This is a genomic window from Streptomyces sp. CY-1 (genome assembly GCF_047218265.1).
Classification (GTDB): Bacteria; Actinomycetota; Actinomycetes; order Streptomycetales; family Streptomycetaceae; genus Streptomyces; species Streptomyces niphimycinicus.
Map to the genome: position 1 here is coordinate 8212990 of NZ_CP178393.1, position 24444 is coordinate 8237433.

The 24444-nt window shown below is 73.8% G+C and carries 22 protein-coding genes; 10 read left to right on the forward strand and 12 right to left on the reverse strand.

Annotated features, from left to right (window positions below):
* Nucleotides 1-75: 75 nt before the first annotated feature.
* The 3 genes from ACK1X7_RS35300 to ACK1X7_RS35310 all read right to left on the reverse strand — a co-directional run bounded on the left by ACK1X7_RS35300 (nt 76) and on the right by ACK1X7_RS35310 (nt 2359).
* On the reverse strand, nt 76-864 hold the full coding sequence (locus ACK1X7_RS35300; protein WP_385144586.1) for a methyltransferase domain-containing protein: 789 nt from the start codon (nt 862-864) through the stop codon (nt 76-78).
* On the reverse strand, nt 861-1532 hold the full coding sequence (locus ACK1X7_RS35305) for a TIGR04282 family arsenosugar biosynthesis glycosyltransferase (RefSeq protein WP_385144618.1): 672 nt from the start codon (nt 1530-1532) through the stop codon (nt 861-863). The genes ACK1X7_RS35300 and ACK1X7_RS35305 overlap by 4 nt, the downstream gene beginning before the upstream one ends.
* Before the next feature lie 104 nt (nt 1533-1636).
* Entirely contained in the window at nt 1637-2359 is a 723-nt protein-coding gene (locus tag ACK1X7_RS35310; protein ID WP_385144584.1) for a glycosyltransferase family 2 protein, read from the reverse strand.
* Nucleotides 2360-2475: 116 nt separating this feature from the next.
* Between ACK1X7_RS35310 and ACK1X7_RS35315 the strand changes: the two genes are divergently transcribed.
* Nucleotides 2476-3330: a response regulator transcription factor gene (locus ACK1X7_RS35315; RefSeq protein WP_385144582.1), complete on the forward strand. Its 855-nt coding sequence runs from the start codon at nt 2476-2478 to the stop codon at nt 3328-3330.
* Complete coding sequence (locus tag ACK1X7_RS35320) at nt 3323-4435, forward strand: sensor histidine kinase (RefSeq protein ID WP_413116123.1); 1113 nt, start codon at nt 3323-3325, stop codon at nt 4433-4435. The genes ACK1X7_RS35315 and ACK1X7_RS35320 overlap by 8 nt, the downstream gene beginning before the upstream one ends.
* 135 nt (nt 4436-4570) lie before the next feature.
* Here the strand turns inward: ACK1X7_RS35320 and ACK1X7_RS35325 are convergent, their stop codons facing one another.
* Nucleotides 4571-5623 (reverse strand): NAD-dependent epimerase/dehydratase family protein, encoded by a 1053-nt coding sequence (locus ACK1X7_RS35325; RefSeq protein ID WP_385144578.1) that lies wholly within the window; start codon nt 5621-5623, stop codon nt 4571-4573.
* A gap of 259 nt (nt 5624-5882) precedes the next feature.
* Between ACK1X7_RS35325 and ACK1X7_RS35330 the strand changes: the two genes are divergently transcribed.
* Nucleotides 5883-6794, forward strand: coding sequence for a class I SAM-dependent methyltransferase (locus ACK1X7_RS35330; RefSeq protein ID WP_385144576.1), 912 nt, complete (start codon nt 5883-5885; stop codon nt 6792-6794).
* A 79-nt stretch (nt 6795-6873) separates the two neighbouring features.
* On the opposite strand, the gene ACK1X7_RS35335 is transcribed toward ACK1X7_RS35330, so the two are convergent.
* Together ACK1X7_RS35335 and ACK1X7_RS35340 are read right to left on the reverse strand one after the other, a co-directional pair.
* Complete coding sequence (locus tag ACK1X7_RS35335) at nt 6874-7410, reverse strand: MepB family protein (protein ID WP_385144574.1); 537 nt, start codon at nt 7408-7410, stop codon at nt 6874-6876.
* A 148-nt stretch (nt 7411-7558) separates the two neighbouring features.
* Nucleotides 7559-8419, reverse strand: a complete 861-nt coding sequence (locus ACK1X7_RS35340; RefSeq protein WP_385144572.1) for a peptidyl-tRNA hydrolase — start codon at nt 8417-8419, stop codon at nt 7559-7561.
* Nucleotides 8420-8486: 67 nt separating this feature from the next.
* On the opposite strand from ACK1X7_RS35340, the gene ACK1X7_RS35345 reads away from it, so the two are divergent.
* From ACK1X7_RS35345 to ACK1X7_RS35355, 3 genes are read left to right on the forward strand one after another with little or no spacing between them, the layout of a single operon-like run.
* A complete protein-coding gene (locus ACK1X7_RS35345; RefSeq protein ID WP_413116124.1) occupies nt 8487-9773 on the forward strand; it encodes an ABC transporter ATP-binding protein in 1287 nt (428 codons plus the stop codon).
* A complete protein-coding gene (locus ACK1X7_RS35350; protein WP_385144568.1) occupies nt 9770-10438 on the forward strand; it encodes an ABC transporter in 669 nt (222 codons plus the stop codon). Before ACK1X7_RS35345 ends, ACK1X7_RS35350 begins: the two co-directional genes overlap by 4 nt.
* Nucleotides 10439-10448: 10 nt before the next feature.
* The gene (locus tag ACK1X7_RS35355) at nt 10449-10673 is read left to right on the forward strand and encodes a hypothetical protein (RefSeq protein ID WP_361513529.1); all 225 of its coding nucleotides are present in this window, start codon (nt 10449-10451) and stop codon (nt 10671-10673) included.
* Nucleotides 10674-11286: 613 nt separating this feature from the next.
* Here ACK1X7_RS35355 and ACK1X7_RS35360 read toward each other — a convergent pair.
* Together ACK1X7_RS35360 and zapE are read right to left on the reverse strand one after the other, a co-directional pair.
* Nucleotides 11287-12690 carry an alkaline phosphatase PhoX gene (locus ACK1X7_RS35360; RefSeq protein WP_390792786.1) on the reverse strand — a complete coding sequence of 468 codons (1404 nt, stop codon included), beginning with the start codon at nt 12688-12690 and terminating at the stop codon, nt 11287-11289.
* A gap of 149 nt (nt 12691-12839) precedes the next feature.
* The gene (gene zapE / locus ACK1X7_RS35365) at nt 12840-13949 is read right to left on the reverse strand and encodes a cell division protein ZapE (protein WP_385142891.1); all 1110 of its coding nucleotides are present in this window, start codon (nt 13947-13949) and stop codon (nt 12840-12842) included.
* A gap of 67 nt (nt 13950-14016) precedes the next feature.
* Here zapE and ACK1X7_RS35370 point away from each other — a divergent pair, with 67 nt between their 5' ends.
* From ACK1X7_RS35370 to msrB, 4 genes are all read left to right on the forward strand, one after another.
* Nucleotides 14017-14841 carry a pyrimidine reductase family protein gene (locus tag ACK1X7_RS35370; RefSeq protein WP_385142887.1) on the forward strand — a complete coding sequence of 275 codons (825 nt, stop codon included), beginning with the start codon at nt 14017-14019 and terminating at the stop codon, nt 14839-14841.
* A 75-nt stretch (nt 14842-14916) separates the two neighbouring features.
* Complete coding sequence (locus ACK1X7_RS35375; protein WP_385142884.1) at nt 14917-15393, forward strand: indole-3-glycerol phosphate synthase; 477 nt, start codon at nt 14917-14919, stop codon at nt 15391-15393.
* Nucleotides 15394-15561: 168 nt separating this feature from the next.
* The gene (gene murC, locus ACK1X7_RS35380) at nt 15562-16986 is read left to right on the forward strand and encodes a UDP-N-acetylmuramate--L-alanine ligase (protein WP_385142881.1); all 1425 of its coding nucleotides are present in this window, start codon (nt 15562-15564) and stop codon (nt 16984-16986) included.
* A gap of 14 nt (nt 16987-17000) precedes the next feature.
* Nucleotides 17001-17408 (forward strand): peptide-methionine (R)-S-oxide reductase MsrB, encoded by a 408-nt coding sequence (gene msrB, locus ACK1X7_RS35385; protein WP_078644451.1) that lies wholly within the window; start codon nt 17001-17003, stop codon nt 17406-17408.
* An 82-nt stretch (nt 17409-17490) separates the two neighbouring features.
* Here msrB and treZ read toward each other — a convergent pair whose 3' ends face one another.
* The 4 genes from treZ to treY form a co-directional block, all read right to left on the reverse strand.
* A complete protein-coding gene (treZ, locus tag ACK1X7_RS35390; protein ID WP_413116125.1) occupies nt 17491-19251 on the reverse strand; it encodes a malto-oligosyltrehalose trehalohydrolase in 1761 nt (586 codons plus the stop codon).
* 79 nt (nt 19252-19330) lie between these two features.
* Nucleotides 19331-20239 (reverse strand): GNAT family N-acetyltransferase, encoded by a 909-nt coding sequence (locus ACK1X7_RS35395; RefSeq protein WP_385142876.1) that lies wholly within the window; start codon nt 20237-20239, stop codon nt 19331-19333.
* A gap of 311 nt (nt 20240-20550) precedes the next feature.
* A complete protein-coding gene (locus tag ACK1X7_RS35400; RefSeq protein WP_398159973.1) occupies nt 20551-21660 on the reverse strand; it encodes a lytic polysaccharide monooxygenase in 1110 nt (369 codons plus the stop codon).
* A 202-nt stretch (nt 21661-21862) separates the two neighbouring features.
* On the reverse strand, nt 21863-24331 hold the full coding sequence (gene treY, locus ACK1X7_RS35405) for a malto-oligosyltrehalose synthase (RefSeq protein ID WP_390792789.1): 2469 nt from the start codon (nt 24329-24331) through the stop codon (nt 21863-21865).
* Nucleotides 24332-24444 lie beyond the last annotated feature (113 nt).

Sequence of the window (24444 nt, forward strand, 5' to 3'; positions counted from 1 at the left end):
CTGATCAGGCACCCGGCCGGTCCATCGGGCGAGTCGGCCGGGCCACAGCAGGCCGCGCGGCGACGCGGGCACGGCTCAGCGCTCCGTGGGGGACCGGGGCAGGGGCGGTGTGCGGCGCAGCGACACAAAGCTCCGGTCCCGCGCGGTCCACTGCTCGACCGGGTTCCAGCCCACCACGCGCGCGTGGTGCAGCAGTGCGGGGACGCCGACCCGGGCCCAGGGGAAGGCCGTTCCCATGTCGCCCCGGCCGTCGTCCACGCGCACCCGCACCCGCTCGTCCACATCGGCCGCCGCGGCCTCCACCAGCAGCAGCCCGTCGGGGGCTATGAGTTGAGCGACGCGCGCGAGGAGTGCCCGGGGATCGCCGCCGATGCCGATGTTGCCGTCGATCAGCAGCGCCGTGCCCCAGCGTCCCTCGCCGGGCAGCGGTTCGAAGACCGAGCGGCACAGTGCAGGCCCGCCCGCACGGACCGTTCGGGCGACCGCGGCCTGGCTGACGTCGATGCCCAGGCAGGGGCGGCCGCGCAGGGCCAGCGCGGCCACCAGCCGACCGGGTCCGCAGCCGATGTCGAGGGCCGGGCCCTGGCAGCGCCGCAGCACGGTCCGGTCGGCCGAGTCGGCGTCCGCACACCAGCGTTCGACGTCCAAGGGCAGCATCCAGCCGTCGGCTCGGCGCAGGAACAGCGGACCTTGGCCCGCGTGCAGCGCCCGGACATAGGGGTCGGCATGCCAGGCGGCCGCCGCACGGCGAGCGGGAGCCCGCTCACATACCGATCCGTCTCGCACCAATCCGTCGCGTACGGATCCCTCGCGCACCGGTCCCTCGTGTACGGATCCGTCTCGTACTGTCTCGGCCGTGCTCATCGGGCGGTGGTCCGGGACAGCCGGGCGAGGGTGCGGGCGAGGCGTCCGCCCGGGGCGTCGGCCGCCACGCGTGCGGCGTCCTCCGCCGTGTCCACGTCGCGCAGTATCGGCAGGTCACGCACCCGCAGCCCCGCGTCCGTCAGTCGGCGCCGCTGTGCGGTACCGGTGGTGGCGGTGGACATCGGCACGCCCCGCAGCAGCCCGGGGTCCGGTTGCGCGAGGCCCAGGGCCCAGAAGCCACCGTCGGCGGCCGGGCCGAACCAGGCGTCGCAGTCGTGCCAGCCGTTCGGGCCCAGCGCGGGGGCGAGCAGAGCGGGGGTCACCTGCGGGGTGTCCATGCCGATCAGCAGGGCGGCGCCCCGGCAGGCGGCGAAGGCCGCGGCGAGCCGTTCGTCCAGACCGCCGTCGCACTGCGGCACCACCTCGAACCCCGGCGGCAGCCATGGCCCGGGGTGCCCGTCGAGCACCAGCACCCTGCGGCGGGCGGGCATGGCGAGCACGGCGTGCAGCGTGTCGGCGAGGCACGCCTCGGCGAGCGAGGCGGCCTCGGCGGGGGTGTACGGGGGAGTGAGCCTGGTCTTCACCCGCCCGGGCACCGGTTCCTTGGCGATGATGAGCAGCGTCGTCCCGTCCTCGTGGGCGGACCGGGAGCCGGTGTCCGCACGGATACCCGCACCGGCGACCGGCCCGTCGGCGGCGTCAGGGCCGGAGCCGGGGCGGTCGGGAGCCGAGGGGGCCTCCGCCGCGTTCGCCCCCTCGCGTGGCGCGGCGCTCACCGTGCGGCCCTCGTGGCGGCGGCCAGGTCGTGGGCCACCGGCGGCTGGCGCAGCACGGCGCGCATATCGCGCACCGCGTGCCAGGTGCCCCGCCAGGTGCCGGTGACCTTCGACTTCCCGGTGCGCGGCCGGTACGGCACCTCGCGCTCCTCGATCCGCCATCCCGCGTCCGCGGCCCGCACGACCATCTGGAGCGGATAGCCGCTGCGGCGGTCGGTGAGGCCGAGGGCGAGCAGCGGTTCGCGCCGCGCGGCGCGCAGCGGGCCGAGGTCGCCCAGCGTGAGGCCGGTGCGTCGGCGCAGCATGCGGGTCAGCGCGATATTGCCGAGCCGGGCGTGCATCGGCCAGGCCCCCCGCTCCTGGGGACGCCGTCGGCCCAGCACGAGGTCGGCGCCGCCTTCCGCGACGGTCCGCACGAAGGAGGTCAGCAGACCGGGGTCGAGCGAGGCGTCGCAGTCGCAGAAGCAGACGATGTCGGCCTCGGCGGCGAGGAGCCCGGCGTGGCAGGCGGCGCCGAAGCCACGGCGCGGTTCGTGCACGACGGTGGCGCCGTGGGCGCGGGCGATCGTGGCCGAGCCGTCCGTGGAGCCGTTGTCGACGACGATGGCGCGCCAGCCGGCCGGGATGCGGGCCAGCACCCAGGGCAGGGCGGCGGCTTCGTCCAGACACGGCAGGACGACGTCCGCACAGGGGGTGGTCGAGTTCGTCACCCGCACCACACTACGAAGGAGAAAGCGACATTTCGGGCTTCAGGTTCTTACGAAACACGGACGTCGCCCGGTCCGCGGGCTCCCTGCCGCACCCTGGCGCCGGACCCGGTGTCACGCTGTGGGGCATGCAGCAGACCCCGTCTCCCACCCGCGTGCTCGTCGTGGACGACGATCCGACCGTGGCCGAGGTCGTCGCCGGGTACCTCGGCCGGGCCGGATTCGCCGTGGACCAGGCCGCCGACGGTCCCGGGGCGCTCGCCCGCGCCGCCGCCCGCTGGCCGGATCTGGTCGTCCTCGACCTGATGCTGCCCGGTATGGACGGGCTGGAGGTGTGCCGCGCGCTCCGCGACAAGGGACCGGTGCCGGTCATCATGCTCACCGCGCGCGGTGACGAGGAGGACCGAATCCTCGGCCTGGAGATCGGCGCGGACGACTACGTCACCAAGCCGTTCAGCCCACGGGAGCTGGTGCTGCGCGTGGAGTCGGTGCTGCGCCGCGGCCGGACCGGCCCGCAGGTCCCCGGCTCGTCCGCGCCCGCCCCGGGCGGTGTGGCACACCGCGCCGGGATCACCCTCGATCCCCTGGCCCGGCGCGCCACCCGGAACGGCCGGGAACTCGGCCTGACGGTGCGCGAGTTCGACCTGCTGTCCTTTCTGCTGCGCAACCCGGGGGTGGCCTTCGCCCGCGAGGAGCTGATGCGCGAGGTGTGGGGCTGGGACTTCGGAGATCTGTCCACCGTCACCGTCCATGTGCGGCGGCTGCGCGGAAAGGTCGAGGACGATCCCGCCGCGCCCCGGCTCATCCAGACCGTCTGGGGCATCGGCTACCGCTTCGACGCCCCGCCCGAGGCCGCCGACGAGGGGCCACCGGACGACGGCCCACGGGACGAGGCACGACCGGACGAGGGGCGACGGGGCGGCGACGGACGGGACCGGACACGACGGGACGGCGACGGGCGGGGGGCGGGCTCCGATGCGTGATGTGTTCCTCATGGCGGCGTTCGCCTTCCTCGGCGCGGCGGCGGCCGGTCTGCTGGGCGCGCTTGCGCTGCGGCTGGTGCGCGGTCGCTCGGTCGCGGTGTCCCTCGCCGTCGTCGCCGCCGTCGCGGTCACGGCGATGCTCACCGGGACCCTGGCCGTGGCCTGGGCGATGTTCCTGTCCCCGCACGACCTGACGGTGGTCACGACCGTCTGCGCCATGGCCGCCGTGGTGTCCCTGGCCACCGCGCTGCTGCTGGGCCGCTGGGTGGTGGCGCGCAGCAACGCGCTGGCCCTTGCCGCCCGCTCCTTCGGGGACGGCGGGAGCTTCTCCGCCCCCGACGGCCAGGCCACCGCCGAACTCGCCGCGCTCGGCCGCGAACTGGCCGCCACCAGCGCCAAGCTGGCCGCCTCCCGCGAGCGTGAGCGCGCCCTGGAGTCCTCCCGCCGGGAGCTGGTCGCCTGGATATCCCACGATCTGCGCACCCCGCTGGCCGGGCTGCGCGCGATGTCCGAGGCGCTGGAGGACGGGGTGGCCCCGGACCCGGACCGCTACCTGCGCCGCATCCGCACCGAGGTGGAGCGGCTGAACACGATGGTCGGCGACCTCTTCGAGCTCTCCCGCATCCACGCCGGGGCGCTCTCCCTCACCCCCACCCGGATCTCCGTCTACGACCTGATCGGCGACGCCCTCGCCGGGGTCGATCCGCTCGCCCGCGAGCTGGGCGTTCAGTTGATCGGCGACCGAGTGGACCCCGTCCCGGTGGAGGCCGACGGCAAGGAGATGACCCGTGTGCTCGGGAACCTCCTCGTCAACGCCGTCCGCCGCACCCCGGCGGACGGCACGGTCGCGGTGACCGCGGAGCGGGAGGCGGACACGGTCGTGCTGTCGGTCACCGACGGCTGCGGCGGGATCCCGGAGGAGGACCTTCCGCGCGTCTTCGACACCGGCTGGCGCGGCAGCAACGCCCGCACACCTCCGGCGGGCGCCGGTCTGGGCCTGGCCATCGTCCGTGGCATCGTCGAGGCTCACGACGGCCAGGCGGCGGTCCGCAATGTCGACGGCGGCTGCCGCTTCGAGGTCCGCCTCCCCGCCGCCGTCACCTGAGCGACGCCGTCAGCTCGGCCCCGACCCCCCGCACGGCCCTGGCAGCCCGGCCCCTCAACCTCAGACCCCCTGAGCCTCAGACTCCTCAGCCTCAAACCCCCTGAGCCTCAGCCCTCCTCAGCCTCACCCCCAGCCTCAAACCCCCGCGCGCTGTGGGGCGTGGGCGAACGCGGTCATGCCCTCCGTGAAGGAGATCGCCGCGCGCCAGCCCAGGGCCTCGCGGATCCGCCGCGACGACGCGGTGATATGCCGTACGTCGCCCAGCCGGTACCCGCCCGTCACCACGGGCGCCGGGCCGCCGAACGCCGTGGCCAGGGCCCCGGCCATCTCGCCCACCGTATGGGGGTCGTCGCTGCCGGTGTTGTACGCGGTCAGCGTGGACGGGGCCACCACCTCCGGCGCCGCCTCCACGGCGGCGACATTGGCCGCGGCCACGTCGCGGACATGGACGAAGTCCCGGCGCTGGCCGCCGTCCTCGAAGACCGTGGGCGCCTCGCCGCGCGCCAGGGCGGAGCGGAAGAAGGAGGCGACCCCGGCGTAGGGGGTGTCGCGCGGCATCCCCGGCCCGTACACATTGTGGTAGCGCAGCGACACCGCACGGCCGCCCACCGACCGGGCCCAGGCCGCCGCCAGATGCTCCTGGGCCAGCTTCGTCGTCGCGTACACATTGCGTGGATCGACCGGCGCGTCCTCCTCCACCTTGCCGGGCCGCAGCGATGTGCCGCATTCGGGGCAGCGGGGGTCGAAGCGGCCCGCCGCGAGATCCGCCTCGGCGCGCGGACCGGGACGGACCCGGCCGTGGCGGGGGCAGTCGTAGCGCCCCTCCCCGTAGACGACCATCGACCCGGCCAGCACCAGTTCGCGCACCCCGCGTTCCGCCATCGCCGCCAGCAGCACCGCGGTGCCCAGGTCGTTGCAGCCCACATAGGCCGGGGCGTCCGCGAAGTCCTTGCCGAGACCGACCATCGCCGCCTGATGGCATACGGCGTCCACGCCGCGCAGCGCCGCGACCACCGCCTCCCGGTCCCGCACATCGGCGTGGATCCACTCCCCGTCCACCGCGGGCGGCGTCGGATGAGCGGCCGGGAGCAGGGCATCGAGGACGACCGGCTCATGGCCGTGCTCGGTGAGGGCGGTGACGATGTGCGAGCCGATGAAGCCCGCACCTCCGGTGACCAGTACACGCATGGGGACGACGCTAGGCCCGGGCGGGCGCCGGGGCCCGCCCCCGCGCCGTTCCGTCACCGCTCCGTAAGACCTTCCGGAGGAGGCGTGGTCACAGAATGGTCACAAGGGAGACGGTCCCGCGTTGCCTTTCACTGCGACCGTGGCGGCCACTCGCGTCCCCCGGGACCCCGTCCCCGAGGATCCTTTCCCCCAGGGGCTCCCGGACACGATCACCGGACACGTCTCTCCGGACCGCCGCCAACGACGAACAGAGAGCCACATGACGGTCACCACCGCCCCCGCGGCCCAGCGTCCCCGCAGCCTCAATGACGTCAAGGGCTGGTTCCCCAGCCTTGACCAAGTACTGTTCGACCGCTTTCTGACCCGCCAGGAGCGCCTCGGGCAGCACGGGGACCTGATGGAGATGGGCGCCTACATGGGCAAGAGCGCCATCTTCACCGCCGCGTATCTGCGGGCGAACGAGCGCTTCACGGTCTGTGACCTCTTCGACGCGGACGCGCCGGACGAGAAGAACGCGGCGGAGGCACGCAAGTCGTACTCCACGCTGACCCGCACCGCATTCGAGCAGAACTACCTGGCCTTCTGGGACGAGCTGCCGTTCGTCCTCCAGGGCCCGACCTCCGTCGTGCCGGACCACGTCGGCGCGGACACCTGCCGCTTCATCCACGTGGACGCCTCGCACCTGTACGAGCATGTGGCGGGCGACATCGGCACCGCGCACAGCACGCTGGTGCCCGGCGGTCTCGTCGTCCTCGACGACTTCCGCTCCGAGCACACCCCCGGGGTGGCCGCCGCGGCCTGGGAGGCGGTGTTCACCCGGGGCCTGCGGCCCATCTGCCTGACCACGCAGAAGCTCTACGGCACCTGGGGCGACCCGGAGCCCATCCAGGACGAGCTGCTCGCGGACGAGGAGTGGCGCAAGGGGATGCACACCAGCGTGCAGGAGATCGCGGGCCGCAGGGTGCTGCGGTTCTCGGGGAAGCCCGCGAACCCGACCCCGCCCACCTCCCGCTACGCCGGTGAGCCGCGCGACCCCGCCCCCGAGCAGCGCTCCGCGCCCACCGCACCGGCGTCCGCCGCCGCGGCGCGCCGTCCCACGGCGGTCCGGCGGCTCGCCGCGGATGTGCTTCCGCCGGTCGTCACCCGCGCGATCCGCCGCCGCAAGCGGTAGCCGCTGGGCGCGGAATAAGCCCCGGCGCGGCGGGCGGCCTTACGGCCGCCGCGGCGCCGGGTGGTTCCGGGTTCCGGATCTACGCGCGGTAGAGGGCGCGGGCGCGCGCCAGGTCAACGGGCCCGTCCTCGAACCCGTCCTCGCCGAGGTGCAGGAAGTAGTTCACCTGCCATGCCTGAGTGCTGCCCGCCTGGCGATTGGCCGTGGCCACCCACGGCGGGTAGACGCGGAACCCTCGCTTCCCGGCGGAGCCGTTCCGGGACATGATCCCGCGCTCGCACAGCACCTCCCTCGGGAACACGAACTGCCCGAACTGGCCGCTGTCACGGCTGCTGATGACGATGAGGTCAACTCCGTCGTCGGCGTCGAAGGGCCGGATCGGCCCCTCCGCGGACCGCTGCCAGACGGTGACGAACTGGCCAACCTTCGTCGGGGTGGTCTTGGCCACACGGAACCTGACCGAGCGCCCGTCGAGCGTGAACCCATGAGCCGCGTACTCGGCGCTCTCCGGCTCGGACACCGGCTGTGAGCAGGCAAAACCGCTCGGGTCGTACACGAACGTCCGGGCCGCCAAGAGATCACAGTGGAGCTCTGCCCACGGCTGACTCGTCACCATTCCCTCATCCTGCCATCACGTCCACCGCACACCGCCGGTGCCCGTGGTGGCTCAAACGCATGCGTGCTCCCGCCGGTCGCCATCCGCGCGATCCGCCGCCGTAGGGGATAGCCCCCGCGCGGAAGGAGCCCGGTGCGGGCCGACGCCCTTACGGCCGCCGCAGTGCCGGATGGTCGGCCACCACCGTGCAGGACCCCGGGGCGATCTCGGTGAACCCCGCGTCGCGCACCACCGGCAGCCCGCTGGTGGTGAGTTCGTCCCACCGCTCGGCCGATGCCGTACGCACCGCCAGCGGGAACCCGGCCTCGCGCCAGGCGGCCCGCACCGTGTCGTCCAGCTCCCACCAGGCCAACTGCGCACCGTGCCCGGCCTGGGCCATCGCCTTGCCCGCGGACATCTCCACATGGGGGCTCAGCCACAGCACCGGACCGCTGAGATCGGGGGCGGGCGGCGGCTCGGGGTCGTCCAGGTCGGTGCCGGACACCTGGAGCTTGGCCAGCTCCTTGGGCCAGCCGTCCAGCGGTACCGGCGGGAAAACCCGCACCTCGGCGGCCGGCGGCGGCCCGTCCTCGGCAGCGGTCGCGGCGGGCTCCCGGCCCATGATCGTGATGCCCGGCAGCCCGCCCGCGCGCCGCCACTCCGCGCCGCGCGCCCGCCGGACCACCTTGCGGATGCGGGCGTCCTGCCAGTCCCGTACGGCCTGGGCCCACTCGCCGTCCGCGGCCGTCGCCCGCTCGTCCGACAGCAGCACCAGCACCGCGCGCGCCGCCGTCTCCAGGGCGTCCGTGCGCGCCGGGGGCGCGGCCTTCTCGATCCGGACCACCAGGGGCAGGACGAACTGGGGCGCGGCGTCCCGATCGGTCTCGGAGTGCCGGAAGGGGCTGCTGTCGGCCCCGGATCCGGTGCCCTGGTGAGCGGTTGCCCGGGTGCTGGTCTGGGCGCTGGTCTCGGTGCCGGTCTGGGCGCCGGTCTCGCTGTGGACTTCGGCGCTGGCGTCGGTGCTGGTCACGCGCCCAGTGTGCCAGGACCGCGGCGGCGGCCGCCGGGCCCGGCCGCCCCGCCTATGCTCAACCACCATGAGACTGCGAGGAGTCGGCCGCCGGTACGGCCTGGGCGGGCCCTGGGTGCTGCGCGGTGTCGATCTCGAGGTGCCGCCGGGTTCGCTGACCCGAGTCGAGGGGCGCAACGGCAGCGGCAAGTCCACCCTGCTGCGGCTGCTCGCCGGGATCGACGCCCCCAGCACGGGCCGGATCACCGGCCGCCCGGCCACCGCGTACGTCCCCGAGCGGTTCCCGGCCGAGCTGCCGTTCTCCGCCCTCGGCTACCTCACCCACCTGGGCCGCATCCACGGGCTGTCCCGCGCCGCGGCGGCGCGCGGGGCGGGGGAGTGGCTGGAACGGTTCGGGGCGGACGGATACGCCGGCACGCCGCTCGCCGAGCTGTCCAAGGGCACCAGCCAGAAGATCGCCGTGGCACAGGCGCTGCTGGCCGCTCCCGGGCTGCTGGTCCTGGACGAGGCATGGACCGGCCTCGACCAAGCCGCGCGCGGGGTGCTGGACGCGGCGGTCGCCGAGCGGGTGGCCGACGGCGGCGCGGTCGTCTTCGTCGACCACGACCCACGCCGCCTCGCCGGGGCCCCGGACCGGGTCCTGCGCGTCGCCGAGACCCGACTGGTGCCGGTGGACACGGAGGCAACGACGGTTCCGCCCGGCCGGGAGCCCGTGCCACCGGGCGGGCGCCCGCCCGCCCCGGCCGCGCCCGCCCCGGCCGCGCCCGGCCCGTCGGCTTCGGCCGGTGAGCCGTCATCCCCCGCCGGGACGCGGCCGGGACGGCGCACGGCCCCGGCCGGGATGCGGCGGCCGGGACGGCCCACGGCCCCGGCCGACGCATGGGTCCGAGTGGAGGCCGAGGGACCGCCCGGGGCCGAGCTGCCCGCCGGGCTCCCGGGCGGGGCGGTGCGCGAGTACGGCCCCGCAGCGCACGGGGGCGGGAGCGGTAAGGCGCCCGCCGGTCCGGCGGGCCAGGTCGTACGGCTGACGGTCGCCGCCACCCACTCCGACGCCCTGCTCCGCACCCTCCTGACCGCTGCCCCGCCGTGGCACATCCGCACGGTGACAACCGTCAGCGACACCCACGAGCCCACCGAAGCGCCGCAGGAACCCACCGAAGCGCCTCACGGGGCGGCTGAGGTGCCTCGGGGCCTCACCGGGGTGCCTGGCGAGCCCGTCGAGTTTCCTCGCGAGCCCGCCGAAAGCGCCTCGCTTCGCGAGCCCGCCGAAGGGGCTCAGGAACCCGACAAGGCGCCCCAGGAGCCCATCGAAGCGCTTCATGGGCCCGTCGATGGGCCGAAGGAGGAGGCATGACCGCGCTGCTGCGCTATCAGGCGGCCCTGCTGGCCCGCTCGCACCGCTGGCTGCCGCCGCTGCTGCTCTACGGCGCGTTCCTGGGGATCGGGGTGCAGTCCGGGCAGCCGATCCTCGACTCGCTCGGCTACGCCGCCGCCGCGCTGCTGCCCGTCGCCGCCTGGCTGGTGCGGGTGTGTGTCACCCAGGAGCCCGCCGCGGCGCGCGACTGCGCCTCGGCGGCGGCCGGACCGGCCCGGGTGCATCTCGCCGCCGTGCTGACCGCGCTGGGCGCGGCGCTGCTGCTCGGCACCCCGGGGACGCTGCTCGTCGCGGCCGTCAGCGATCCGCACAGCGCGGACCACCAGCACGAGGTCCCCGTGCCGGAGGCGACCGTCGCCGGGCTGCTCGCCGCGTTCGCGTGCGCCCTGCTCGGCACGGCCGTCGGCGCGCTGTGCAACCGGCCGCTGTTGCGCCGCTCCGGCTGGGCGATCCCGGTCACCATGCTCACCGCGCTGCTGGTGTCGGTGGCCGGTGCCTCGCCCGCGAACGCCGCCGTGTCGGGGCTGGTCGACGGCTCGCTCAGCGGCACCGTGAGGATGCCCCTGCTGCCCTTGGCCCTGACCGCCGTGGCCGCCGCCGGGGCGACCGCGCTGGTCTGCGCGCTCAGCTCCCGCCGGTCGTAGGGTTCGGGCCATGGACGAGCGAGGAGTCATGGACGATCGAGGGGCCATGGACGAGCGACGCGTCATGGACGACCGACGGGTCGATGACGACCGTAAGGACCTTCCCGAGGGCCCGCCGTACGCGGACTGCGTGCTGTGCGGCGAGCCCACCGAGCACCCCGCCTCGCGCCCCGGAGCGACGCTGTGCCCCGTCTGCGAGTGGCAGGAGGCCCAGCGCACGGCCTGCTCCGGCTAGGAGGTGTCCGGCGGATCTTGCCGCCGACGGCTGGCTGCCCCCGCCCCTTCCCCAACCAGGGCGCTGCCCCGGACCCCCGGGGTGCCAGGGGCGGCGGCCCTGGCAGTGGGGCGCGGGCGGGCGGGTTGCTTCCCTCCTCGCCTCTTCCTGCGGCGTCGATGTGCGGTTCCGCCGTGTGGCGGGGCGCTGCCCCGGGCCCGGGGGTCCAGGGGGTGGCGCCCGTGGCAGTGGGGCGCGGCCGGGTGGGCTGCTTGCCTCCGCGTCCCTTCCTACGGCCTCGATGTGCGGCTCCGCCGCGTGGCAGGGCTCTGCCCCGGGCTCCGGGCCCCAGACCCCGGGGTCCAGGGGCGGAGCCCCTGGTATCGGGAAGGGGCGGGGAGGGGAAAGCATCGATATGCGGCTCCGCCGCGTGGTCCGCCGGACACCCCGTGGGCCCTGCCCGGCGAAGCCGCCGAACAGAGCCCACCCCAGCACCGCGCAACGGCGCTAAGCAGGTCAGAGGAAGTCCGCTACGGTTCGGGCAGCGCCCCGAAGGGGCGCGGGGAACTGCGCGACCGGCCACGACGGCGCCGCAGTCGGCCGACGACGCATCGCGACACTTCCAGCGGAGCGCTCAGTGGCCCCAGGGCCCGGTCACGGCGAACGTCGTGCCCGGGGTGTAGCAGTTCACATACATCGTGCGGCGGTCCGGCGCGAAGGTGACGCCCGCGAACTCACCCCACTCGGGCTCCTCCGGTGTGCCAATGTTCTGCGCGCCCCGGGCCATCGGATAGACCTCGCCGCGCCGGGTCAGTCCGTAGACGTGCTGGGCGCCGTTGCCGTCCTCGCAGACCATCAGGCCGCCGCTGGGCGCGAGCGTGATGTTGTCGGGGGACTCACCGGGCAGTTGGACATCCGTCTCGGGGCCGAAGACGATCACCAGCGTGAGGCGCCGCCGGTCGGGGTCGTAGCGCCAGATCTGGCCGAAGTGATCGGCCGCCGAGCCGTCCGCGCTCTTGGCGAAGCTGGAGACGAAGTAGACGGACGAGCCGCCCCAGTAGCACCCTTCCAGCTTCTGGGCGTGGGTGATCCCACCTGGGCCGAAGTCCTGGAAGCGGATGGGGGTTTGGCGGGCGAGCGGGTCGGGGACGTCCACCCACTCGACGCGGTCGAAGGTGGTGCCGGGCTCCTGGATGGTGGACAGATCGGGCACCCCCGGCACCCGCAGCGCCTGTAGCTTCCCGCCCGCCCGTAGCGAGCCGATGCCGCCGAGCGGCTTCTTCGGCCGGAAGCGGTAGAAGAGCCCGAAGGGCTTCTCGAAGGCGTCCTCGGTCTCGTAGACGACGCCGCTGCGCGGATCGACCGCGATGGCCTCGTGCTGGAAGCGGCCCATGGCGGTGAGCGGTACGGCGCCGGTGCGGCGCGGATCGTACGGGTCGACCTCGAAGATGAAGCCGTGGTCCTTGGTGTAGCCGTTGGTACCGGCCCGGTCCTCGGTCTCCTCGCAGGTCAGCCAGGTGTGCCACGGGGTGGGGCCGCCCGCGCAGTTGACCGCGGTGCCCGCGATGGCCACCCGCTCGGACAGCACGCGGTTGCCGGAGTCGAGCTCCAGGGCGGTACAGCCGCCCAGGCCCATCGGGTCGTAGGTGAGGCCGCTGACCGCGGGGACGCGGATCGCGGCGTCGGTACGGTTCTCATGGTTGCGGACCAGATGCGTACGGCCGTGGCGGTCGCCGGTGCGGCCCGGGAAGGCGGCCATGCCGTCGCAGTGGCTGGGGACCTTGCCCTCGCCGGAACGGAGTTCGTCGCCCTCACGCGAGAGCACCCGGTAGCGGAATCCCTCGGGCAGGTCGAGCAGTCCATCGGGGTCGGGGACCAGGGGGCCGTAGCCGCCCCGGCCGAGTGGCGGGGAATCCGGTTCGACGGCCGCGGCCGTCCCGGCGAAGAGTTCGGAGACGCTGCCGGTGAAGGCGATCGAGGCGATGGAGGCCCCCAGTGCGCCGGTGCGGCCGAGAAGCTGACGCCGTGTCGCTGACATGCGGTAACTCCCTGCTGGCGGACAGAGAAGATGACCGCACGTGTGTATCACGGGTGCGGGAGCACGGGAACCATCCGATCACCGATGCGTCGCCAGTCGATCAGCCATGCGCCGCGCCCATCCGCGCTCAGCGGCCCTACGACGCGCCCCTACGACGCCGCGTCGGCCAGCCCCTTCGCGTCCCGGGCGAGGGCCGTGAGCCGGGATATCGCCCGGAAGTACTTCTTCCGGTAGCCGCCGTTCAGCATCTCCTCGCTGAAGAGCTGGTCGAACGGCACCCCGGAGGCCAGCACCGGCAGCTCGCGGTCGTAGAGCCGGTCGGCCAGCACCACCAGCCGCAGCGCGGTCGACTGGTCGGGTATCGGGCCGACCCCGGTCAGGCAGACGGCCTGGACGCCGTCGCACATCGCGCCGTAGCGGCTCGGATGCACCCGGGACAGATGGTCCAGCAGGGCGGGGAAGTCGTCCAGGGAGGCGCCGGGTATGTGGCGCGCAGCCCGGGTGACCGTCTCGTCGGACTGCGGGGCGGGGGCCGCGGGCAGACCGCGGTGGCGGTAGTCCTCGCCGTCGATGCGCAGGGCACGGAAGTGGGCGGACAGCCCCTGGATCTCGCGCAGGAAGTCGGCCGCGGCGAACCGGCCCTCGCCCAGCTTGCCGGGCAGCGTGTTGGACGTCGCGGCGAGCGCCACGCCCGCCTCGACCAGCTTGCCCAGCAGCGTGGAGACCAGGACGGTGTCGCCCGGGTCGTCCAGCTCGAACTCGTCGATGCACAGCAGCCGGTGGCCGCTCAGGGTCCGCACGGTCTGCTGGAAGCCGAGCGCGCCGACCAGGTTGGTCAGCTCCACGAAGGTGCCGAACGCCTTCAGCTCGGGAGCGGCCGGGGTGGCGTGCCACAGGGAGGCCAGCAGATGGGTCTTGCCGACGCCGTAGCCGCCGTCGAGGTACATCCCGCGCGGCCCGCCGCCCGCCGCGGGCTTGGCCTCCCGGCGGAACCAGTGCCTGCGGCGGCCGCCCTTGGCACCCGCCCCGCCGTCGAGCCGTCCGGCGAAGGTTCGCAGCGCCTCGACCGCCTCGGCCTGGCTGGGCTGGCCGGGGTCGGTGATGTAGTTGTCGAAGCTCACGGTGGCGAAGCGGGGAGGCGGCACCATCTCGGCGACCAGGCGTTCCGCGGGGACCTGCGGCGCACGGGCGGTGAGAGCGGCGGGGGCTTCGGCGGCTATGCGGCCTGCCGAGCCGGATGCGGTGGTTGGTGCAGACACGGATATCCAGGGTAGTCGCTCTTCACCCGAGCGCTGTCCGAGAGGGAGGCATGTCACACTGCGGCCTATGCGACGCCTGTTCCCCGTGCCTGCCCGAACGTCTGCCGACAGCTCTTCCGGAACGACCGCCGGAGAGCGCGCGGCCGAAGACCGTGAATGGGCCCTCGACGAACTGGCCGACGCCTACGCGTATCCGGAGCCGCCGCACGGCCCCTCGGGCGCCTTCCTGCGGGCCAACATGGTGTCCTCGCTGGACGGGGCGGCCCATCACGACGGCCGGTCCAAGCCCCTGTCCTCCGATGCCGATATGCGGATCTTCGGGGTGCTGCGCGGGCTCGCCGACGCCGTGGTGGTGGGCGCGGAGACCGTACGCCTGGAGGGCTACCGCCCGGCGCGCGCCCGTGAGGCGTTCGCCGAACGGCGGGCGGCGCTCGGCCAGGCGCCCGCGCCCGCGATCGCCGTCGTGAGTGCGAGCCTGGACCTGGACTTCTCGATGCCGCTGTTCACCGAGCCGCTGGTCCCGACGATCGTGATCACGGGCGCGGCGGCCGCGGCGGAGCGGATCGAGCGGGCCCGTGCGGCGGGGGCCGAGGTGGTCTTCGCCGGGGCGGGGCCGTCCGGCCGGGTCGACGCGGCGGCGGTCGTGACCGCGCTCGCGGAGCTGGGCCACACCCGGCTGCTCACCGAAGGCGGCCCCACGCTGCTGGCGCAGTTCGCGGCGGCCGGGGTGCTGGACGAGCTGTGTCTGGCGGTGGCCCCCCTGGTCACCGCGGGGGCCGCGAAGCGGATCATGGACGGGGCCGAACTGGGGGAACCGGAACAGTTCACCCTCGATTCCGTCCTGGAGGAAGCCGGGTTTCTTTTCACCCGCTACCGTCGGATTTATCAATAACTTATAAAAACGTCCGTAAACCCGCGAAAAGGATCGCGAAGGAGAAGGGCATCCGCCGTGTTCACGAGCGTATTGATGATTGAGAAGCCCCTGACCCCCGCCGACGTGGAATTCGTCACCACCTTGCACGGCGATGATCCCGTCTCCTTCGTCGTCCTGATGCAGCCCCGGGGCAGCAAGGACCGGCTGCTGCGGGCGATCGACGACATCGCCCTCGGCGAGCTGGAGCAGGCCGCCCAGGAGGGGGAGGAGCCGGAGGGCAGGGAGGCGCTGGAGCCCGCCGAGAAGGCGCTGACCCACTCGGTGGCCGCGCTCGAGGCGGCCGGGAGCCGGGCCCGGGGCCATGTCGTCCAGCGCCGTCCGCTGGAGGTGCTGCGCGGTGTCGTGGAGGAGACCGGGGCCGATGAGGTGATCGTGCTCACCGCCCCGCACTTCGTGGAGGAGTTCTTCCACCGGGACTGGGCCTCGCGGGCGCGCCACAAGGTGGGGGTCCCGGTGCTGAAGCTCTTCTCGCACGCGGTGGACGAGGACCAGACCACGGCCGGCGGCTGAGACCGGACCACGGCCGGCGGCTGAGACCGGACCACGGCCGGCGTGAGACCGGACCACGGCCGGCGACCGAGCCGCGGCACGGGTCCTTGCGGCCATCGGCGGGGCGGGCCGCCGGGGGTGCGAGAATCGGGCCGACAGCACTCACCGAGAACCAGGGGAGACCCGTACATGGCACCGGCCGGCACCGCCTCCGACGCGCTGGATCGACCGCACTTCATCGGCATCGGCGGCGCCGGGATGTCGGGCGTGGCGAAGGTCCTCGCCATGCGCGGCGCACAGGTCTCGGGCAGCGACACCAAGGACTCGCCGATCGTCGGGGCACTGCGCGAGCTGGGCGCGACGGTGCACATCGGCCACGCGGCCGGGAACATCGCCGCCGACGCCACCAGCGTCGTCGTCTCCAGCGCCATCCGCGCCGACAACCTCGAAATGGTCACGGCGCACGAGCGCGGCATCCCGGTGGTGCACCGCTCCGACGCGCTCGCCGCGCTGATGGACGGCTCCCGGCCGATCGCGGTCGCGGGCACCCACGGCAAGACGACCACGACCTCGATGCTGGCCGTCTCGCTGCGCACCCTGGGCCTGGACCCGTCGTACGTCATCGGCGGCGATCTGGACGCCCCCGGCTCCAGCGCCCGCCACGGCGACGGCGAGATCTTCGTCGCCGAGGCCGACGAGAGCGACCGCAGCTTCCACAAGTACGCGCCCGAGGTGGCGATCATCCTCAATGTGGAGCTGGACCACCACGCCAACTACGCCTCGATGGACGAGATCTACGCGTCGTTCCAGACCTTCGTCGGCCGGATCCGGCCCGGCGGCGCGCTGGTGATCTCCGCCGACCAGTCCGGCGCCCGTGAGCTGACCGCCCGGGTCACCGGGGGCGAGGAGCCGCCGCGGGTGCTCACCTACGGCGAGGACCAGAGCGCCGACGTACGGGTGCTGGCCATCGAGCCGCACGGGCTGACCAGCGAGGTCACCGTCCGGCTCGCGGAGTCCCTGGGCGGTGCGGAGATCACCTTCACCGTCTCCGTGCCCGGCCGCCACTACGCGCTCAACGCCGTCGCCGCCCTCACCGCGGGTGCCGCCCTCGGCGTCCCGGCCCACGAGCTGGCCCCCGCCCTCGCCTCGTACACCGGCGTCAAGCGGCGGTTGCAGCTCAAGGGCACCGCGGCCGGGGTGCAGGTGATCGACTCCTACGCCCACCACCCCACCGAGATCGCCGCCGACCTGGAGGCGATCCGCGGCGGCGCCGGGGAGGGCCGGGTGCTGGTGGTCTTCCAGCCGCATCTGTTCAGCCGCACCCAGGAGCTGGGCACCGAGATGGGCGAGGCGCTCGCGCTCGCCGACGCCTCCGTGGTCCTGGACATCTACCCCGCCCGTGAGGACCCGGTCCCCGGCATCACCAGCGCCCTGGTGATCGACGCCGCGGCCCGCCGCGGGGCGGATGTGACCGCCGAACACGACCGGAACGCGGTGCCCGAGCTGATCGCCGGAATGGCCAAGCCCGGTGACCTTGTTCTCACCATGGGCGCGGGCGATGTGACCGATCTCGGTCCGGAGATTCTCGCCCGTCTGACGAGCCCGGAGAACTGAGGAGGTCCGTCCCCATGGCGTACGAGATCGACAAGCCGGAGGAGCAGTGGCGCGCCGAGCTGACGCCGCAGGAGTACCACGTACTGCGGGAAGCCGGTACCGAGCGTGCCTTCACCGGTGAGTACACCGATTCCAAGACGGTCGGCGTCTACTCCTGCCGGGCGTGCGGGGCGGAGCTGTTCCGCTCGGAGACGAAGTTCGAGAGCCACTGCGGCTGGCCGTCGTTCTACGACCCGGCCGACAGCTCGGCCGTCGAGCTGCTGGAGGACCGCTCGCACGGCATGGCCCGCACCGAGGTGCGGTGCACCCGCTGCGGTTCGCACCTCGGCCATGTCTTCGCGGGCGAGGGCTACCCCACCCCGACCGATCAGCGCTACTGCATCAACTCCATCTCGCTGCGGCTGACCCCCGAGGAGGGCTGAGTCTCAGGGTCTGCGAGGAGGGCTGAGCCTCAGGGTTGCGAGGAGGGCTGAGCCTCAGGGCCTCCGAAGAGGCCCGAGCCCCTCAGGGCCGCGGCCCCAGCCGCAGCACGGCGGCGGTCTCGGGCGGCAGTCTCAGCATGCCGTCCGGGCCCGGGAGCTCGATCCGCCGCCAGGCCGCGACCACCTCGGTGACCTCGCCGGTCCGGGGCCCCAGCCAGGTCTCGACCGGCCGGTCGCCCGGGTTGAGCAGAACCCGCAGCGGGCCGCGCTGAAAGCTGAAGCAGCCGTCCGAACCGGTGGACAGACCCGTATACGCCCAGGTGGGGTCGGTCAGGGCCGGTTCGGCGCGGCGCAGCGCGATCAGCCGGCGGTACCAGTCGAGCAGCGCCCGGTGCGGCTCCCGCTCCGCCTCCCGCCAGTCGAGGCAGGACCGCAGCCGGGTGGCCGGGTCCTGGGGGTCGGGGATGTCCCCCTCCGCCCAGCCGTGGGCGGCGAACTCCCGGCGGCGGCCGGACCGCACCGCCTCGGCCAGCTCCGGATCCTGGTGGTCGGTGAAGTACTGCCAGGGCGTGCGGGCGCCCCACTCCTCGCCCATGAAGAGCATGGGGGTGAAGGGCGCGCACAGCACCACGGCCGCCGCGCAGGCCAGCAGCCCGGGGGAGAGCCGGGCGGCGAGCCGGTCGCCGACCGCCCGGTTGCCGACCTGGTCATGCGTCTGTGCGTAGCCGAGCAGCCGGTGCGCGGGGGTGGTGTGCGGGGTCAGCGGAGTGCCGTGGCGGCGGCCCCGGAACGTCGAATGGGTGCCGTCGTGGAAGAAGCCGCCCATCAGCGTCTTGACCAGCGCCCCGGGCCCCTCGGCGGCGAAGTCGGCGTAGTAGCCCTGCCGCTCACCGGTGAGAAAGGTGTGCAGGGCGTGATGGAAGTCGTCGTTCCACTGCGCGTGCAGCCCATGGCCGCCCGCCTCGCGCGGGGTGGTGGTGCGCGGATCGTTGAGATCCGACTCGCCGATCAGGAACAGTGGGCGGCCGGTGCGGGCGGCCAGCGCGTCCACGGCGGCCGACAGCTCGGCCAGGAAGTGCCGGGCCCGGTTGTCGCGCAGCGCGTGCACCGCGTCCAGCCGCAGCCCGTCCAGGCGGAAGTCGCGCAGCCAGGCGAGCGCGCTGCCGGTGAAGTACGCGCGCACCTCGTCGGAGCCGGGGGCGTCGAGGTTGACCGCCGCGCCCCAGGGGGTGTGGTGGGTGTCGGTGAAGTACGGTCCGAAGGCCGGGAGGTGGTTGCCGGCGGGGCCCAGATGGTTGTGGACCACGTCCAGGACCACGCCGAGGCCGTGCCCGTGCGCGGCGTCCACGAACCGCGCCAGCCCCTCCGGCCCGCCGTACGGTTCGTGCACCGCCCAGGGCGCCACACCGTCGTACCCCCAGCCATGGGTCCCGGGGAACGGGCAGACGGGCATCAGCTCCACATGCGTGACGCCCAACTCGGCCAGGTGCGGCAGCCGTTCGGCCGCCGCCTCGAAGGTGCCCTCATGGGTGAAGGTGCCGATGTGCAGCTCGTAGAGGACCGCGCCCGGCAGTGGCCGCCCGAACCACTCCCGTTCCCAGCGGAAGCGGGAGTGGTCGACCACCGCGCTCAGGCCCTCGGGGCCGTCCGGCTGGCGGCGGGAGCGCGGATCGGGGAGCGGCGGGCCGTCGTCCAGCGCGAAGCCGTACCGCGCCCCGTGCCCGGCCTCGGCCTCGGCCCGCCACCACCCCGCGCGGCCCGGGTCGGGCTCCATGGGGCGGTCATGCCCGTCCACATGGAGCCCGACCCGCCCGGCGTGCGGCGCCCACACCTCGAACAGCACTGGCCTCTCCTCACCTCGACCGACGGTCCCCGACCATGCTGCGGGACGCGGCGCCGGCGGCGCAGCAGGGCGGCACCGGTCAGATGAGGTCGATGCGCTCCTGGGTGAGGGGGTACCCCGCCCTGGCGAAGTGCGCGGCCATGGGGAGGTTGGGCTGGTCCGTCGCCGCCGCGATCTTGGTGGCGCCCTGCTCCACCAGATCATGGGTGCACTCCACGAGCAGGTCGTACGCGTAGCCGTGGCCGCGCTGCTCGGCGACGACCCCTATGAAGCCCACGCAGGGGCCATTGGGATTACGCACGGGCACCTGGATGCCGACCAGCTCCCCCTCGGGCGTCCAGGCCAGCCGCCACCACTCGCGCGGCGACGGGAACCAGGCGAGGATGTCCATCAGCTCCCGCACCGCGGCATCGACACCTCCCCGGGCGATGGCGCGCCGGTCGTGCGCGTCGAGCGAGCCCGGCATGATGCGGCGCAGCGCGTCCTCGATCGCCGCGTCATCGGGCTCCGGCCGGAACTCCAGCCGCCCCGGGCGCTCGGGCAGTCCGCACTCCGGCGTCCACTCATAGCGGTAGCGCTCGACCAGGGGGGCCAGCCCGCTCGCCACGGCGGCGTCGATACGGGCCTGGGCGGCGGCCCGCAGTTCGGGCTGTTCGCGCCAGCCGGGCGGGGCCAGCAGGCTGTACTCGGTGTGCAGCGGTGCGGTGCGCAGCAGTTCGGCGGCGGCGTCGGCCTCGCCGTCGGCGAAGTCGAACCAGTCCAGGGCGATGGGCGCGGTGTCCTCGGGGCCGCCCCACCACGCGGCGCGGGCCACGACCCGCCCCTCGCGCAGCGCCACCCAGGTCCACTCGGGGCGATATTCGCCGCCCTGGCCGACGGTGGCGTAGGTGTGGCCGAGGCAGCCCCGGCCGACGAGCGGGGGGACCCGCAGGGTGTGGAACAGATGGGCGTCGTCCTCGGTGAGAGGACGGATGACCAGATCGGTCATGGGGTTCCTTCCAGGAAAGTGATGCGCTCCCGGTCGGATGCCTGATCGATGGGATCAGACGCGAATACGCCCGGCGGACAGGGGGCGGGAGCGCGGATACGTGGTGATGTCCATTGCTCTCGCCTCCTTCCTCGTATCAGGGCGTGCCCGCACTCTATGGCCGCCGATGTCGCTGTGTCCACGCCTTTTTGGGGAGGGGCCGGCCTGCCGCCCACGAGGGGGAAGGGGCGGCAGACCGGCATGGGATGAGGTGCACCTGACAGATCAATGAGCGGGTCGGAGCACCTGCGTGGACTGGTGTGAGAGGCAGACTAGTGCACCATGCAGATCGGCGCGGCCGCCGTGTCCGGAGAGCCGCCACCGGCCGTATAGCCGAAGGTCGTCGACGCCCCGGCGGCCAGTGAACCGTTCCAGTCGGAGTTGGTGACCGATGCCGAGGAACCGGTTGCGGACAGCTTGCCGTTCCAGACGCTGTCGATCCGCTGCCCGGACGGCACCGTCCAGTCGACCATCCACGAGGAGATCGGCGTGGCACCGGAGTTGGTGACCGTCACCTCGGCCTGATAGCCGCCGTTCCAGGTGCTGGTCACCTTCTGGGCGGCGGAGCAGGAGGCCGTCGGCGGATTGCCCGGCGGATCCGTGGGGTCGCTGCCCCCGCCACTGCCGCCGGGGACCGTCACCTCGCCGTTGCCGCCGTCGAAGACCACGTCGGAGCAACTGTAGAAGGTCTCCTGACTGTCCGAGCGCGTCCACACGGTGTAGATGATGTGGCGCCCGCTCTTGCCGGAGGGCAGATCGGCCGTCCAGGTGTACTTGCCGTCGACCGTGCCGACCTGGCCGGACAGCGGCGGGTTCGTCACCGTGTTGAACGGCTGGTCCTCCAGGTCGTTCCAGGTGAGCGGCTTGGTCGGGTCGATCGGGGCCTTGGTGACATAGCTGCGGAACGACCCCGGGTGCGCGGCCCAGGCGTTGTACGAGAACTGCATCGACTTGCCGGCCGTCAGATGGGTCACCGGCCAGTCCTTGCTGCCCACGTCGAACCCGGAGAAGTCATAGACGGTGGCCGCGCCGCTGCACAGCTTGCCGTCCGGGATGAATCCCTTGGTGCGGCCCGCGCCGTCCGAGCGGAGCACCGCGAACCAGTTGTAGAAGGGCGTCGCACCGCTCTTGTCGTACGCGGCCTTGCACGCCGGATTGGTCGGCTTGACCTCACCGGTCGAGGACAGGCTGTACTTCCAGCAGAGGTAGGTGCGGCTGCCCGGCGCCATCGGCGCGCCATGCGCGGAAGCGCCGCCCGAGGAGAAGAAGACGAGGCCCAGGGCGGGCAGGACCGAGAGCAGGACCAGAAGTACGGACCTGCGCGCACGGGAGGGGCCCGGTGGGCGTGCGGAAGTGGCGAGAGCCAGTAATCGTCGAGGCATTGCGCGTGTTTCCCTTCGACGTGAACGGGTCAGGAACCGTCGGTGTGGGAGCGCTCCCAATTGCTTGGTGAACGTAGCGCGCCCCCGTCCACCTGTAAATGCTTCAGGACGTGGACGTGGCGGGTTTCTGGCGGGCCGTCAGGAGGGACGGCGGCCCGCTGCGCCCCGGGGACCGTCAGCTCCGGATCAGCATCGGGGACCGTCAGCTCCGGACCAGCAGCGCCACCGGAAGCCCGGACAGCAGCTCGTCCAGCGGCGCGGACCCCTCGGCCGTCCGCCCGCTCAGCGGATCCCGCCAGCGGCCCGGTGGCAGCGGCAGCCGGGTGGCTCCCCAGCCGCCCGCCTCCGCCAGCCGTCGCGACAGCCGGGTGACGACGGTGACGGCGCCGCCGTGTGTGCCGTGTGTGCCGTCCGTGCTGTCCGCGCTGTCCGTTCGTAAGAAGGCCACGCAGTGCTCGGCGGACGGACCGGAGGCGAGCAGCGGCGTATACGTACTCCCGGGGCCGAACCACTCCGGATGCTCCCGGCGCAGGTTCAGTGCTGCCCGGGTGAGCAGCAGCTTTTCGGCCGACGGGCCGTCCGTCGGTTCGACGCCCAGCGCGGGCGGGCGGCGGTTGTCCGGGTCGACCAGGGCCGTATAGAGGTGTTCGGTGCCCATATACAGGTCCGGGACGCCCGGCATGGTGAGGTGCAGCAGGGCGGCGCCGAGCGCGTTGGCCCGCGCCGGTCCGTCGAGTTCGGCGCCGATCGCGGCCCACACCGACGGGTCGGCCGCGCACGGCCCGGCCTCCAGGAAGGCGGTCACCTCCTCCTCGTACGCCGCGTTCTGCTCCGTCCAGGTCGTCCGCAGCCCCGCCTCGCGCACCCCCTTGAGCACGGCGGGGACCAGCCGTGCGGCCTCCCCGTGGCCGAGCGCGAGCGCGGTCTGCCAGGCCGTCCAGGCCAACTGGGGATCGGGGGCGGGGGCCGAGCGGGCCGGCTCCGCCACCATCCGCCCCCACCAGTCCGGGCATTCGGTGAGCGCCGCGAGCCGGGCCCTGGCGTCCGCGCTGCGCTTGGTGTCATGCGTGGACAGCACCGTGCCGGTGGCGGGCCAGTCCCTTGAGCGCCGGGCGGCGAAGGCGTGGAACTCCTCGGGGGCCACGGCCGGCCGCCCCGGATCGCCGCCCACCTCGGCGGCCGACAGCAGCGGGGTGTAGCGGTAGAAGGCGGTGTCCTCCACCGACTTGGCGCGCAGCGCGGCCGCCGTCTGGGCGAAGCGGGCGCAGAAGTCGCGGTGGTCCGGGCCGTCCCCGAGCCTGCCGAGCGCCGCGTCCCGTACGACCCGCACCACCCGGGCCTCCTGCTCCACCGTGAACGCCTCCCGGGCGTCCGCCGCCGCCGAGCCCAGCATCACCGCGTCGGCGTCCGTCGCGGGCGGGCCGCCCACGGAGGCGTACGGACGGTAGACGGGCAGCCGCACCAGCAGCTCGCGGATCGCGGTGCGCAGCGCCCAGGGCGCGTGGTCGCGCAGCCGGGGGTCGGCCGCGCAGATACGGGAGGCGATGCGCGTCAGCCGTGCCACCTCGGCGGCCAGTTCGTGGGTGACCACCTCACGGGCGGCGCGGCGGACCGTCGTGGGCCAGTCGCCGCCGAGGTCGGCCGGGGGAGCGGCGAAGTCGCGATAGAGGACGGTCAGCTTCGCCAGCCCGTCCGGGTCGACGAAGAGCCCGTCGATGTGGTGCAGCGCGTCATAGCCGGTGGTCCCGGCCACCGGCCAGGTCGCGGGGAGCCGCTCGTCCCGGCCGAGGATCTTCTCGACCACCGTCCACCGTCCGCCCCCGCCCTCCGACGCGGTCCACCGGCCGCCCCCGCCCGCCCCGTCCCTCGTCTCGTCCGTCGCCGCCCGCACCGCCCGGTCCAGCCGCCGCAGATAGCCCTCCGGATCGGCGAGCCCGTCCGGATGGTCGATCCGCAGCCCGTCCACGACCCCGTCCCGCATCAGCTCCAGCAGCGTGGCATGGGTGGCGTCGAAGACCTCGGGATCCTCCACCCGCACCGCGATCAGCTCGGAGATGGTGAAGAAGCGCCGGTAGTTCAGCTCGGTGCGGGCCAGCCGCCACCAGCCGAGCCGGTACCACTGGGCGTCCAGCAGCTCGGCGAGCGGCAGCCCCTCGGTGCCGGGCCGCAGGGGGAAGGCGTGGTCGTAGTAGCGCAGCACCCCGTCCTCGATCCGCAGCCGCTCCCACTCCTCGCCGAGCGGACCGCCGAGCACCGGCAGCAGCACCTTGCTGCCCTGGGCCTGCCAGTCGATGTCGAACCACCGCGCGTACGCGGACGTCGGCCCGTCCCGCAGCACCTCCCACAGCGGGCCGTTGAGCCGCTCGGGGGCGGGGGCGGCCATATGGTTCGGGACGATGTCGACGATCAGCCCGAGGCCGTGCGCCCGCGCCGTACGGGCGAGTGCGCGCAGCCCCTCCGCGCCGCCAAGGTCGGCCCGGACGGTGGAGTGGTCCACCACGTCATAGCCGTGGGTGGAGCCGGGCACCGCCTCCAGCACGGGGGACAGATGCAGATGGGAGACGCCGAGCGAGGCCAGATACGGCACCGCTCGCTCCGCCGCCGCGAACGGGAAGGCGGGCTGGAGCTGGAGGCGATAGGTGGCGGTGGGTGTGCCGGGGTCAGCCGTCATAGGAACGTACGTACCCACTGGGCGCGCCCCATGAGAGCCCCGCGCACCCGAACGGACGCGACCCGCGCCCCCCCGCCGATGCCCGGAGCTAGGCTGGCCGCTGTAGCACTGAC